Annotated in this window: 9 protein-coding genes; 7 read left to right on the forward strand and 2 right to left on the reverse strand. The window is 72.7% G+C overall.

The features are described from left to right. Positions 1 to 2 precede the first annotated feature (2 nt). From JQN84_RS00605 to JQN84_RS00625, 5 genes are all read left to right on the forward strand, one after another. Positions 3 to 1043: a S66 family peptidase gene (locus JQN84_RS00605; protein WP_204956465.1), complete on the forward strand. Its 1041-nt coding sequence runs from the start codon at positions 3 to 5 to the stop codon at positions 1041 to 1043. A gap of 1226 nt (positions 1044 to 2269) precedes the next feature. After that, the gene (mfd, locus tag JQN84_RS00610) at positions 2270 to 5929 is read left to right on the forward strand and encodes a transcription-repair coupling factor (RefSeq protein ID WP_204956466.1); all 3660 of its coding nucleotides are present in this window, start codon (positions 2270 to 2272) and stop codon (positions 5927 to 5929) included. Between the two features lie 96 nt (positions 5930 to 6025). Further along, positions 6026 to 6811: a hypothetical protein gene (locus tag JQN84_RS00615; protein ID WP_204956467.1), complete on the forward strand. Its 786-nt coding sequence runs from the start codon at positions 6026 to 6028 to the stop codon at positions 6809 to 6811. Positions 6812 to 6813: 2 nt separating this feature from the next. Beyond that, positions 6814 to 7797, forward strand: a complete 984-nt coding sequence (locus JQN84_RS00620) for a nucleoside triphosphate pyrophosphohydrolase (protein ID WP_204956468.1) — start codon at positions 6814 to 6816, stop codon at positions 7795 to 7797. A gap of 127 nt (positions 7798 to 7924) precedes the next feature. Further along, entirely contained in the window at positions 7925 to 9544 is a 1620-nt protein-coding gene (locus JQN84_RS00625) for a DUF885 domain-containing protein (RefSeq protein ID WP_204956469.1), read from the forward strand. Positions 9545 to 9556: 12 nt separating this feature from the next. On the opposite strand, the gene JQN84_RS00630 is transcribed toward JQN84_RS00625, so the two are convergent. Together JQN84_RS00630 and JQN84_RS00635 are read right to left on the reverse strand one after the other, a co-directional pair. After that, positions 9557 to 10390, reverse strand: coding sequence for an NAD(+) diphosphatase (locus JQN84_RS00630; RefSeq protein ID WP_204956470.1), 834 nt, complete (start codon positions 10388 to 10390; stop codon positions 9557 to 9559). Beyond that, positions 10387 to 11079 carry a hypothetical protein gene (locus JQN84_RS00635; RefSeq protein ID WP_204956471.1) on the reverse strand — a complete coding sequence of 231 codons (693 nt, stop codon included), beginning with the start codon at positions 11077 to 11079 and terminating at the stop codon, positions 10387 to 10389. Before JQN84_RS00635 ends, JQN84_RS00630 begins: the two co-directional genes overlap by 4 nt. 223 nt (positions 11080 to 11302) lie before the next feature. Here JQN84_RS00635 and eno point away from each other — a divergent pair, with 223 nt between their 5' ends. After that, positions 11303 to 12586: a phosphopyruvate hydratase gene (eno, locus tag JQN84_RS00640; RefSeq protein ID WP_204956472.1), complete on the forward strand. Its 1284-nt coding sequence runs from the start codon at positions 11303 to 11305 to the stop codon at positions 12584 to 12586. Positions 12587 to 12618: 32 nt separating this feature from the next. After that, on the forward strand, positions 12619 to 13242 hold the full coding sequence (locus JQN84_RS00645) for a septum formation initiator family protein (RefSeq protein WP_204956473.1): 624 nt from the start codon (positions 12619 to 12621) through the stop codon (positions 13240 to 13242). The last annotated feature ends 9 nt before the right edge of the window (positions 13243 to 13251 follow it).

Genomic DNA, 13251 nt, shown 5'->3' on the forward strand with positions numbered 1-13251 from the left:
TCGTGGCCCTTCCCGAATACCCCACCAAGCCGAAGCCGGGCGACCGGGTCGCGGTGGTCTCCCCCTCCGCCGGCCTGGCGGGTCTCTTCCCGCACGTCTACGAGCTCGGCCTGCGCCGGCTGCGCGAGGAGTTCGGCCTGGAGCCGGTGGAGTACCCCACGACCCGGCAGACCCGGGCCGACCCCCGGGACCGGGCACGCGACCTGACCGCCGCCTTCGCCGACCCGACGGTCACCGCCGTGCTCGCCACCGTCGGCGGCGACGACCTGATCACCGTCACCCCGCACCTCGACGACGCGGTGCTGCGGGCCAACCCGAAGCCCTACTTCGGCTACTCGGACAACACCAACGTCCTCAACCACCTCTACCGGTTGGGGATGGTGGCCTACCACGGCGGCTCGGTGCTGGTGCACCTCGGCCGGCCCGGCGCGCCGCACCCGCTGACCCTCGACTCGCTGCGCGCCGCCCTGTTCACCTCCGACTGGTACGAGCTGACAGCCGCGCCGCAGTGGGGTGACGAGCCGGGCGACTGGCGGAACCCGGCCACGCTCGCGGTCGAACCGCCGATGCTGCCCGGCGAGGGCTGGCGCTGGCGGGGCCCGTCGACGGTGGTCGAGGGCCGGACCTGGGGCGGCTGCCTGGAGATCCTGCACTGGCTGATGGCCGCCGACCGGGTCCCGTCGGCCGCCGAGCTGGCCGGCTCGGTGCTCGTCGTCGAGACCTCCAACGAGCTGCCCGACGCGCAGGAGGTGTTCCGGATCATGCGGAACATGGGGGAGCGGGGGCTGCTCGCCGCCTTCCCGGCGGTCGTCGTCGGCCGGCCCAAGGCGTGGGACTTCGACCGACCGCTGCCGGTGGCGGACCGGCTGGCGTGGGGTTCCGCCCAGCGTGGCGCGATCGTCCGGGCGCTCGCCGCCTACCACCCGGACGCGGTGGTGGTCTTCGACGTCGACCTCGGCCACACCGACCCGCAGTTGATCGTCCCGTACGGCGGGGAGATCCGGGTCGACGCGGTCGAACGCCGGATCATGGTGCGCTACTGAGTGCTCTGGTCACGGATGCTGGGCCACTAGCTGTGACCGGCAGGACGCCGACCCATAGGCGATATACCGATTGTCGTCCATATCCGAACTGCGTTGATCCGCAGTGGTGTCTGCGAGGGTTGGATGTGCCGGTCGAACGACCTGCGCGGATTAGCGAACGGTCGCGTGTACCATCCGTGGCCGATACTCAGTGCAACCTTGACCAAATTGTTATCTAAAAGAACTCCCGATCCGTCTGCTTTATCCGCTCTCGGTCACCCTTTGTGTGTCGGAACTACGTTCAGTAGTTGGCTGACTGCTACCATGCACCTGCGCTTCCGTTACCAAGAAGATACATAGAGTTATCTTCTGATTGCAGGAAGGTTGCGCGCAATAGGAAACGCCCCCGCTGGCCTGGAAGCAAACGGAGGCGCTCCTGTGCGGTGGGCTCGCCTGACCGATCGGTCAGGCGAGTCCACTCCCATTAATGAGGATGATGACCCTCGCCGCCAACTCGACGACCTTCAAGGTCACCTCCCCTGCCCTCCGCAGCCTTTCGGCTCTGGCGAGCTGGGTCGTGCTAAGTGGGCCAGTCGGCCCGCCCGAGCCTCCAGTCGGGGCGGTCGACCTTTCCGGGGCCCCGGTCGGAGTGCTCAACTCCCCTTGGGCCCTGGTGGGGTCGGTGGACCCTCCCGGAGTGACGGACGGCGTGTCCAATGTGTCTCCTCTCGACTCGGGAGGCGTGTGTTCGCCTCCCTCCCCCGGGAGGCGGTCGACACCGACGAGCCTGGCGTGAGGCTGCACGTGGACGCGCTGACCACACTCTAGATGGCCCAGCGAGCAACTACCTCATGCCTCTGGTCCCACCGGAGCAAGATGCCGAGGCCGGGCAAGTCGAGGTGGACGTAAATGCTCCCTAATGGGACACGGCTTTCTCGGATCCGACCTGGCGGTGCGTTTCCACACCCCTGTCCCGGCTGGTGGACGCTGCGTTACGCGGTGACGAGGTGCTCCAGGTCCGGCTCGGCCTCTGGTGGACGTAGCTCCGGCCCCACGCCACCGTCCGGCCTGCAGCCCATCACCTGGCCCAGCTCTTCCCGCACCGAGAGCCGGCGGGGATCGGGGTGGAGCTGGGTGGTAGGGGATGCCGGGCGGTCGGCGGGGATAGGCTGGTCGACGTGCACCCCCCGTCCGGCCGGACGAGGGGCAGCAGTCGTGCGCGTCGACTCCTCTGGAAGTGATCACTGATGCTCACCGGACTCTTCTCCGCCGCCCTGGCCGACCCCGGGCTTACCCGGGCGCGTGACCTGGCGCGCTCCGGTGCCGCCCAGGTCGACGGGCTGGACCTGACCGCCCCGACCGCGCTGCGCCCGTTCGCCGTGGCCGCCGTCGCCGCCGACCCGGCCGCCGGTGGGGCCGGCCGGCCGGTACTCGCCGTGACCGCCACGAGCCGGGAGGCCGACGACCTGGCCGCCGCGCTGGGCAGCCTGCTCCCCGCCGGGCAGGTCGCGGTCTTCCCGTCCTGGGAGACGCTGCCGCACGAGCGGCTCTCGCCCCGCTCCGACACCGTCGGCCGGCGGCTGGCCGTGCTGCGCCGCCTCGCCCACCCGGACGCGCCGGGCCCACACACCGCCCGCGCCGACGGCAACGCCGACGCCGGCCCGCTGCGGGTGGTGGTGGCACCGGTGCGCTCGCTGCTGCAACCGCAGCTCAGGGGCCTCGGCGACCTGGAACCGGTGCAGCTCGCCGCCGGTGAGGAGGCCGACCTGGAGGAGGTCGCCCGCCGGCTCACCGACCTGGCGTACGCCCGGGTCGACCTGGTCACCAAGCGCGGCGAGTTCGCGGTACGCGGCGGCATCCTGGACGTCTTCCCGCCCACCGACGAGCACCCGTCCCGGGTCGAGTTCTGGGGCGACGAGGTGGAGGAGATCCGCACCTTCGCCGTCGCCGACCAGCGCACCATCGAAGGCGTACCGCAGCTCTGGGCCCCGCCGTGCCGGGAGCTGCTGCTGACCCCGGCGGTGCGTCGGCGGGCCGCCGCGCTCGCCGGGGAGCACCCGGAGCTGGTCGAGATCCTCGACAAGCTGGCCGAGGGCATCCCGGTCGAGGGGATGGAGTCGCTGGTGCCGGCGCTGCTCGGCAGCGAGAGCCTGGAACTGCTGGTGGACACCATGCCGGCCGGCACCCACGTGCTGCTGTGCGACCCGGAGCGGATCCGCACCCGGGCGCATGACCTGGTGCGTACCTCGGAGGAGTTCCTCCAGGCGAGCTGGGCCGCGGCCGCCGTCGGTGGCCAGGCCCCGGTCGACCTCGGCGCCGCCGCCTTCAAATCCCTGGCCGAGGTACGCGCCGCCGCCCGCGCCCTGCGCCAGCCCTGGTGGACCCTCGCCCCGTTCGGACTGGTCGAGGCGGACGCCGCCGCACCGGTCCGGCAGCCCTGGGAGGACGCACCGGCCCAGGCGGACGTGACCCCCGACGACGCGATCGCGGTGAGCCTGGCCGCCCAGCCGGCCCCGCTCTACCACGGTGAGACCGACCGGGTGGTCGACGACCTCAAGCGCTGGACCGGTGAGGGCTGGTCGGTGGCGCTGGTCTTCGAGGGGCACGGTCCCGCCCAACGGGCCGTCGAGGTGCTCCGCGACGCCGGCCTGGGCGCCCGGCTCACCGAGCAGGTGCCGGCCGCGCCCGCCCCCGGCGAGGTGCTGGTCTCCTGCGGCCGCCTGACCGCCGGCTTCGTCGACGAGGCGTCGAAGTTCGTGCTGCTCACCGGCAACGACGTCACCGGCGGCCGGGGCGCCACCACCCGGGACATGCGCAAGATGCCGAGCCGGCGACGCAACACCATCGACCCGCTGGAGCTGAAGGCCGGCGACTTCGTCGTGCACGAGCAGCACGGCATCGGCCGGTACGTCGAGCTGGTGCAACGCACCGTCAACGGCGCGTCCCGGGAATACCTGGTCATCGAGTACGCGGCCAGCAAGCGCGGCCAGCCCGGCGACCGGCTCTTCGTCCCCACCGACCAGCTCGACCAGCTCTCCCGCTACGTCGGCGGCGAACAGCCCACCCTGCACAAGATGGGCGGCTCGGACTGGCAGAAGTCCAAGGCCCGCGCCCGCAAGGCGGTCAAGGAGATCGCCGCCCAGCTCATCCAGCTCTACGCCGCCCGCAAGGCGTCCAAGGGGCACGCGTTCGCCCCGGACTCCCCGTGGCAGCGGGAGCTGGAGGACGCCTTCCCGTGGCAGGAGACGCCCGACCAGCTGGCCGCCATCGAGGAGGTCAAGCGGGACATGGAGCAGACCGTCCCGATGGACCGGCTGATCTGCGGCGACGTCGGGTACGGCAAGACCGAGATCGCCGTCCGGGCGGCGTTCAAGGCGGTGCAGGACGGCAAGCAGGTGGCGGTGCTGGTGCCGACGACGCTGCTGGTGCAGCAGCACTACAACACGTTCGCCGAGCGGATGAACCAGTTCCCGGTGACCATCAGGCAGCTGTCCCGGTTCCAGACCGCCAAGGAGAGTGAGCGGACGCTGGAGATGGTCGCCGACGGCACGGTCGACATCGTCATCGGCACCCACCGGCTGCTCCAGGCGGCGACCCGGTTCAGGTCCCTCGGCATGGTGGTCATCGACGAGGAGCAGCGGTTCGGCGTCGAGCACAAGGAGCACCTCAAGACGCTGCGCGCCTCGGTCGACGTGCTGAGCATGTCGGCCACCCCGATCCCGAGGACGCTGGAGATGGCGATCACCGGCATCCGGGAGATGTCGACCATCGCCACCCCGCCGGAGGAGCGGCACCCGGTGCTGACCTTCGTCGGGGCGTACGACGACCGGCAGGTGGCCGCGTCGATCCACCGGGAGTTGCTCCGCGACGGGCAGGTCTTCTACCTGCACAACCGGGTGGAGTCGATCGACCGGACCGCCCGGAAGCTGCGCGAGCTGGTGCCCGAGGCGCGGGTGGCGGTGGCCCACGGGCAGATGGGCGAGGAGGCCCTGGAGAAGGTGATGGTCGGCTTCTGGGAGAAGGAGTTCGACGTCCTGGTCTGCACCACCATCGTCGAGTCCGGCATCGACATCCCGAACGCCAACACCCTGATCGTGGAGCGGGCCGACCTGCTCGGCCTGGCCCAGCTGCACCAGATCCGGGGTCGGGTCGGCCGGGGCCGGGAGCGGGCGTACGCGTACTTCCTCTATCCGCCGGAGAAGCCGCTCACCGAGCACGCGCACGAGCGGCTGGCCACCATCGCCCAACACACCGAGCTGGGCGCGGGCATGTACGTGGCGATGAAGGACCTGGAGATCCGGGGCGCCGGCAACCTGCTCGGCGGCGAACAGTCCGGGCACATCGAGGGCGTCGGGTTCGACCTGTACGTCCGGATGGTCGGCGAGGCGGTGTCGGCGTTCAAGGGGGAGAGCGCCGAGGAGGAGACGGACGTCAAGATCGACCTCCCGATCGACGCCCACCTGCCGCACGACTACGTCGGGGTGGAGCGGCTGCGGCTGGAGATGTACCGCAAGCTCGCCGAGGCACGCGACGACGCCCGGCTGCGCGAGGTGGTGGCCGAGATGACCGACCGGTACGGCGAGCCGCCCGCCCCGGTGCAGAACCTGGTCGCGGTGGCCCGGTTCCGGCTGCTGGCCCGCCGGTACGGCCTGACCGACGTGAGCATGCAGGGCAAGCACCTGCGGTTCGGCCCGCTGCCGCTGCCCGATTCCAAGCAGTTGCGGCTCAAGCGCTACCACCCGGACTCGGTCTACAAGCAGGCCACCGACCAGGTCAGCGTGCCCCGGCCGAGCACCCGCCGGGTCGGCGGCGAGCCGCTGCGCGACCAGGCGCTGCTCGACTGGTGCGCCCAACTCCTCTCCGACGTCCTCGGCGAACCGGCCGCGCTGGCGGGGGCGCGGGGATGAGCGGTCCGTCGCCCGCCCGGTGCGGGGCATCGGGCGGGCCGGGACGCACGGTGGGCGGCGTCACCGTACACAGGCAGGCATGAGAGAGTGACCGTCATGCGTGCACGCCGTCTCATCGCCGCCGCCAGCGTCGCGGCCCTGGGTGTCCTCTCCCTCACCGCCTGCGGCAAGGCATCTCCTGATGTGGCCGCATACATCGGCGACAGTCGCTACTCGGTGGCCCGGGTCGACGCGATCTACGACGACGCGCAGACGAGGTACGCCGAGGCGGTGCGGCAGAGCGCGGCCCAGTCCGGCCAGACTCCCGGCCCGGAGCAGTTGCGGGCCGGGCTGACCCGGCAGGACGTGGTGAACCTACTGGTCAGCATCGACCTGGGCAAGCGGGTCGCGGCCGAGAAGAACCTCCAGGTCCCCGACCAGATCACCCCGGACCAGCTGGCCCAGCAGCTCCAGATGCCGCCGCAGGCGGAGTTCGCGAAGCTGTGGGGCGAGTGGGCCGACCTGTTCGTGGTGCTCAGCCAGCAGTTGCCGCCGGCCGACCTGAGCGACGAGTCGGTGATGGCGGTCTACCACGCGATCGAGAAGACCGGCGGCATCGACAAGGGGCTGTCGGTGGCGCAGGTGCGGCAGCTCTTCGGCGACGGCGGTTTCGTCCGCAGCTCGTCGGCGTTGAGCGCCGCGCTGGGCGAGCAGGCCGACAAGGTCGACGTCGAGGTCAACCCCCGCTACCGGCCGCTCGGCGTCCCCGCCTGGGTCAACAAGGGCCAGGAGCTGGTCTTCTACGCGCTGCCGTACATCGACGCGAGTGGCCCGGTGACCGACGTGTCGACCCCCGAGCCGGTCGCCAGCCCGACCCCGGAGCAGGGGCCGGCGGCCTCCTGAGCATGTCCGACCGGATCGTCCTGCTGGTCACCTCGCCCCGGTTGCCGGCCGGTCTGCTGACCGTCGCCGCCTGGGACACGCTGCGCGCCGCGCCGGTGCTGACCGGCGCGGAGAGCGCCCAGGTCACGGCGGTACGCGCGGCCGGCGTGCCGGTCACCGTCGTCCCCGCCGGGGCCGGCGACGCGCTGCTCGACGCGGCGGCGGCGCACGGTACGGCGGTCTGGCTGGCCGGCCCGACCGGCGACGAGTCCCTGGCCCGGGAGCTGGGCCTACGGCTGGCCCGCCAGCCGGGGCTGGCCGAGCTGGAGCTGATGTACGGCTCGTGGGACCCGCCGGGGGCCCGGCTGCTCGACGCGGTCGAGGTGATGGACCGGCTCGCCTCGCCGGGCGGCGACCCGTGGAAGCGGGCGCAGACCCACCGCAGCCTCGCCGGCTTCCTGATCGAGGAGTGCTACGAGGCGTACGACGCGATCAGCGACGGCGACACCGACGCGCTGCGCGAGGAGTTGGGCGACGTGCTGCTCCAGGTGCTGCTGCACGCCCGCCTCGCGGAGAACCTGCCCGAGGACGAGCGGTGGAGCGTCGACGACGTAGCCGGCACCCTGGTCGACAAGATGGTCCGCCGCAACCCGCACGTCTTCTCCGGTGCGCAGGCGGGTTCGCTGGCCGAGATCGAGGCGAACTGGGAGCGGATCAAGCAGGCCGAGAAGGCCCGCGCGTCGGTGCTCGACGGCATCGCCCTGAGCCAGCCCGCCCTGGCCCTGGCGGCCAAGGTGCTGGACCGCGCCGGCCGGGCCGGCCTGACCGTGCCGCCGCCGTCCCCCGACACCCAGCCCGACCCGGAGTCCCGCCTCGGCGCCACCCTGCTGGCCCTGGTCGCCGAGGCCCGCCACGCCGGCCTGGACCCCGAGGCCGCCCTGCGCCGCACCACCCTGGCGCACACCCACACCCTCCGCACCACCGAACCCCCCACTCCGTCGAGTTGATCAAGAGGTATGCGTCATCCCCGCACGCTGCGGTGACGCGAACCTCTTGATCGACGGGGTCGGCGCGCGGCCGGTGGGCGGCCGGCGCGCGGCCGGTGGGGGCCGGTGGGGTGGGTAGGGTCGGGGGATGGGTGAATTCGTGCCGCTGGCGGAGCGGATCGTCGAGGCCGTGCTGGAGAGCCGACCCGGGTTCGCCACGTCGGCCGGTGACCACCGCTATGACGACCGGCTGCCCGACCTGTCCGCCCCGGCGGTCGCCGCCGACCAGGCGATGCTGCGCGAGGCCGCCGACGCGCTCGCCGAGGTCGACGCGGACTCGCTCGACGTCGAGGAACAGGTCGACCACGCGCTGCTCGCCGCCCTGGTCGACCGGGAACTGTTCGAGCGCAGCGAGATCCGGGCCTTCGAGTGGGACCCGTTGGTGCACAACCCCGGCCCGCTGCTGCACGCCCTGCTCGCCCGCCCGTACGCGCCGGTGGAGCAGCGGCTGGCGCACCTGGTGGGGCGGCTGACCGCCGTACCCGACGCGTTGGCGACCGCACGGGCGACGCTGCGGGACATGCCCCGGGTGCACGCCGAGACGGCGGTCGGGCAGTTCGCCGGCAGCGCCGCGCTGATCCGCGACGAGGTGCCGCTGCTGCTCGCCCAGGCCCCCGCGCTGGCCGGCACGGTGCAGCCGGCGGCGTCGGCGGCGATCGCCGCGCTCGACGAGTTCGTCGGCTGGCTGCGCGCCGGGCTGGCCGCCGACGCCGGGCCGGGCCGCGACCCCCGGCTGGGCCGCCGCCGCTGGGAGGCCCGGCTCTGGCACACCCTCGACACCGAGCTGGGCGCGGCCGAAGTGCAGCGCCGCGCCTGGGCCAACCTGGACCGGGTCACCGCCGAGATCCGCGCCGCCGCCGTCGAGCTGGTCGGTGGCCCGTCCGACGACGAGACGGTACGCCGGGCGCTGGACCTGCTCGCCGCCGAGCACCCCGACGACCACTCCATCGTGGACCTCGCCTCGGTCACCCTCGACGAGGCCGTCGACTTCGTCCGGGCGCACGACCTGGTCAGCCTGGTCGACGACCCGTGCGTGATCCAGGAGATGCCGGAGTTCGCCCGGGGCGTCGCGGTGGCCTACTGCGACTCGCCCGGCCCGCTGGAGCCGGCCGACCTGCCCACCTTCTACTGCATCGCGCCCACCCCGGCGGACTGGCCCGCACACCGGGTCGACTCGTTCTACCGGGAGTACAACAACCACATGATCCGCAACCTGACCGTGCACGAGGCGATGCCGGGGCACTTCCTCCAGCTCGCCCACGCCCGCCGGTACGCCGGGCCCACCCGGGTCCGGGCGCTGACCGAGTCGGGGGTGTTCATCGAGGGCTGGGCGGTCTACACCGAGGAGCTGATGGCCGGCCTCGGCTTCGGTGGCCTGCCGGTCCGCCTCCAGCAGCTCAAGATGCAGCTGCGGATGACCATCAACGCGCTGCTCGACCAGCTGGTCCACTGTGACGGGATGACCGAGGCGGACGCGTTGGCGTTGATGACCGAACGCGGCTTCCAGGAGGAGGGTGAGGCGGCCGGCAAGTGGCGGCGGGCGCTGCTCACCTCGACCCAGCTCTCCACGTACTTCGTCGGCTACAGCGAGCTGGCCGACATCGCCGCCGCCCGCCCGGCCGGGGTGCCGCTGCGCGGGTGGCACGACGCGATGCTCGCCCACGACTGCCCGCCGCCACGCCACCTGCGTACCCTGCTCGGCGTCTGAGCCGGCCCGGGTTCAGCCCCGGGCCACGACCGCGTCGACGAGCCAGCGGGAGATCGAGTACGCCGGTGGCAGCTCGGCCGGCAGTGCGTCCACCGGGAACCAGCGGGCCCGCACCAGCTCCCGCCCGTCCACCTCCGGCTCGGCGGTGGGGTCGGCGGCGGTGGCGAAGAAGCCGGCGAGCAGCACCCCCGGCCCGGAGATCGCCCAGGGCTGGCTGCCGAAGTAGTCGACGCTGCCCAGGGCCAGCCCCACCTCCTCGGTGACCTCGCGGCGGACCGCCGTCTCCAACGACTCGCCGGCCTCGACGAAGCCGGCGACCAGCGCCCACAGCCCGGTCGGGCCGGACGCGTGCCGCACCAGCAGCAGCTCGGTGGGGCCGCCGGCCGGCCCCGGACGGGTGATCGCCGCCAGCACCGCCGGGGAGAGCCGCAGCGGCACGTACAGGTCGCAGGCGGGGCAGCGCCGGGCCGTCCCGCCGGGCAGGTCGGCCAGTTCCGCCCGGCAGGCCCCGCACCAGCGGTGGGTACGCCGGAAGGTGACCACGGCCACCGCCCGCCCGGCGAGCGTGGCGAGCGGTTCGGGCAGCTCGGCGGCGAGCGCCCGCCAACTGCGCCAGCGCCCGGCCGGTCGGGTCGCCTCGTCCGGTGCCGCCGCCGCCCAGGCCGGCACCCCGTCCAGCGTGCCCACCGGCACCCAGCCGGTCCCGTCCGGCAGCTCGCCGACCCGGGGCAGGCCCCCGTCGGGGGTGGTGAGGAGCCGGTGGCCGGCCACCAGCAGGCCCAGGTCGCCGGGCGCGGGCGACGGGTCGGCGGCGGGGGTGGGGTCTGCGGGTGGAGGGACGGTCACGACGTCGCCGGCCGGCGGTCGGTCACCCCGGCGCCGGCGGGCAGGTCGAACGCTGTCGGTGTCACCGAGTCGGTGTAACGGTCCAGGGTCAACTCGACGGGTTGGCCGTCGAGGACCCCGGTGAAGCTGCCGAGCACACCCTCGCTGGTGACGCAGGTGTCGAAGTTCCCGGCGGCCCGGCGGACCTCGACACAGGTGGCGTGGTGCCCGGTGATCGTGGTGTCGGTCTGCTTGACCTGGGCCGCCGGGTCGAGGGCGGCCTCGGTGAGCAGGCCGATCACCGCCGGCGGGGTGACCAGTCCGGCCTTGCGGGCCTCGGTGAACAGCGGCACGGCGGCCTTGCCGGACATCAGCACCGGCGGCTCGACCGTGCAGGTGGTCCGCCCGGCGGTGGTCGCGCACCTGGTGATGGCCTGCTCGGAGACGGTGATCTTGCCGGCCGTCCAGGTGTACGCGGACCGGGCCGGCTCCTTCGTCTGGGCGATGGTGAAGTCCCGACCACCGGCGAGCCGGTACTCGGCGGTCCAGGTCCGCACCAGCGACTCGTCGAGCCGGGTGGCGAGATCGTTGATCAGATCGGCGCGGCCGAGGGTACGCCCGGCGTCGTCGAGGGTCTGACAGCCGGTGACGGTGAGCGACGCGATGACCGACACGGCGAGCACGCGGAGGGTGGTCGAGACGGCGGGCATGGCGACCAGCGTGGTCGATCGGGTCCACCCGGCGCAAACCGGTTGCCGGTTCAGGGGTGAGAATCCGGGAATGTCCGTCTCGGCGTACCGATTAGGGGTGGGCTACGTGTCCCCGGACGCCGTGCGGCCGGACGCCGCCCGATACGCTGCGTTCAACACACCTGCCTCAGCCGCACCGTCGCGGCCCGAACCGGATTCGCACACACGAACGAGGAGCGACTCAGTGGCAACCATCGAGGGAATCGTCGCCCGGGAGATTCTCGACTCGCGGGGCAACCCCACGGTCGAGGTCGAGGTAGGGCTGGACGACGGCACGATCGCCCGCGCCGCCGTACCCTCCGGCGCCTCCACCGGCGCCTTCGAAGCGGTCGAACTGCGCGACGGTGACAAGGGCCGCTACCTGGGCAAGGGCGTCGAGAACGCGGTCGCCAACATCGAGGACAAGATCGTCGACCAGCTCATCGGCTACGAGGCCAGCGAGCAGCGGCTGATCGACCAGAAGATGCTCGACCTCGACGGCTCCGACAACAAGGGCGAGCTGGGCGCGAACGCGATCCTCGGGGTCTCGCTGGCGGTGGCCAAGGCCGCGGCCGGCAGCGCCGAGCTGAGCCTGTTCCGCTACCTGGGCGGCCCCAACGCCCACCTGCTGCCGGTGCCGATGATGAACATCCTCAACGGTGGGGCGCACGCCGACTCGAACGTCGACGTGCAGGAATTCATGATCGCGCCGATCGGGGCACCCAGCTTCCGGGAGGCGCTGCGCTCCGGGGCCGAGGTCTACCACGCGCTGAAGTCGGTGCTCAAGAAGAAGGAGCTCTCCACCGGCCTGGGTGACGAGGGCGGCTTCGCCCCCAACCTGCCCAGCAACGCCGCCGCGCTGGACCTGATCGCCGAGGCGGTCGAGAAGGCCGGCTACCGGCTGGGCACCGACATCGTCTTCGCCCTCGACGTGGCCGCCACCGAGTTCTTCGACAACGGCACCTACACGTTCGAGAGCGCGGCCAAGAGCGCCGAGGAGATGAGCAACTACTACACCAAGCTCATCGGCGACTACCCGATCGTCTCCATCGAGGACCCGCTGGCCGAGGACGACTGGAGCGGCTGGGCCACCCTGACCGCCGCCGTCGGCGACCGGATCCAGATCGTCGGCGACGACCTGTTCGTCACCAACCCGCAGCGCATCGCCCGGGGCATCACCGAGAAGGCCGCCAACGCGGTGCTCGTCAAGGTCAACCAGATCGGCTCGCTGACCGAGACGCTGGACGCCGTCGACCTGGCCCACCGGGCCGGCTTCAAGTGCATGATGAGCCACCGCTCCGGCGAGACCGAGGACACCACCATCGCCGACCTGGCCGTGGCCACCGGCTGCGGCCAGATCAAGACCGGTGCCCCGGCCCGGTCCGACCGGGTCGCCAAGTACAACCAGCTCCTGCGGATCGAGGAGGAGCTGGGCGACGCGGCGCGGTACGCCGGCGTCGGCGCGTTCCCGCGTTACCGTTCGGCCTGACCCGGGCGAACCTCGGGGGGAGGGGTGTGACGATGCAGCAGCGCCGCACACCGGGTGGCCAGCGCCCGGCCCGCCGGCCGACCGGTCGGCCGGGCGGGGCCCGGGGTGCCCGCACGCCGGTGCGCGACGGCGGGGTCCGTGCCGAGACGCGGACCACCGCGGCCCGCTCGCGCGGCGTCGACGGCGTCCGGTCGGCGAACCGCCCGGCGGCGGCGCGCCGGACGGCGGCCGGCGGCACCATCCGGCGGCTCACCGCACCCCACCCCCGACGGTTCACCGGGCGGGCCACCGTCCTGTTCGCGGTGCTGCTCGCGCTCGCCCTGGCCTACACCTACCCGGTCCGGGTCTACCTCGACCAGCAGGTCGACATCGAGCGGATGGAGGCCAGCCAGGCCGCCCAACGCGCGCAGATCGCCGAGCTGTCCGCCCAGGCGGCGAAGTGGCAGGACCCCGAATACATCAAGATCAAAGCGCGGGAACGGTTCTACATGGTGGCCCCGGGCGAGACGCCGGTGATCGTGCTCAACGACGCCGACGGAGCGGCCCGCGACGCCAACGGCGGTCGGCCGCCAGCCGCGCCCAAGGCCCCCGTCCCCTGGTACGACACCCTGTGGTCGAGCGTCCGGGCGGCGAACGGCGAAGCCGCCGACCAGTGAGCAGCACCC

The organism is Micromonospora humidisoli (assembly GCF_016900955.1).
Taxonomy (GTDB): Bacteria; Actinomycetota; Actinomycetes; order Mycobacteriales; family Micromonosporaceae; genus Micromonospora; species Micromonospora wenchangensis.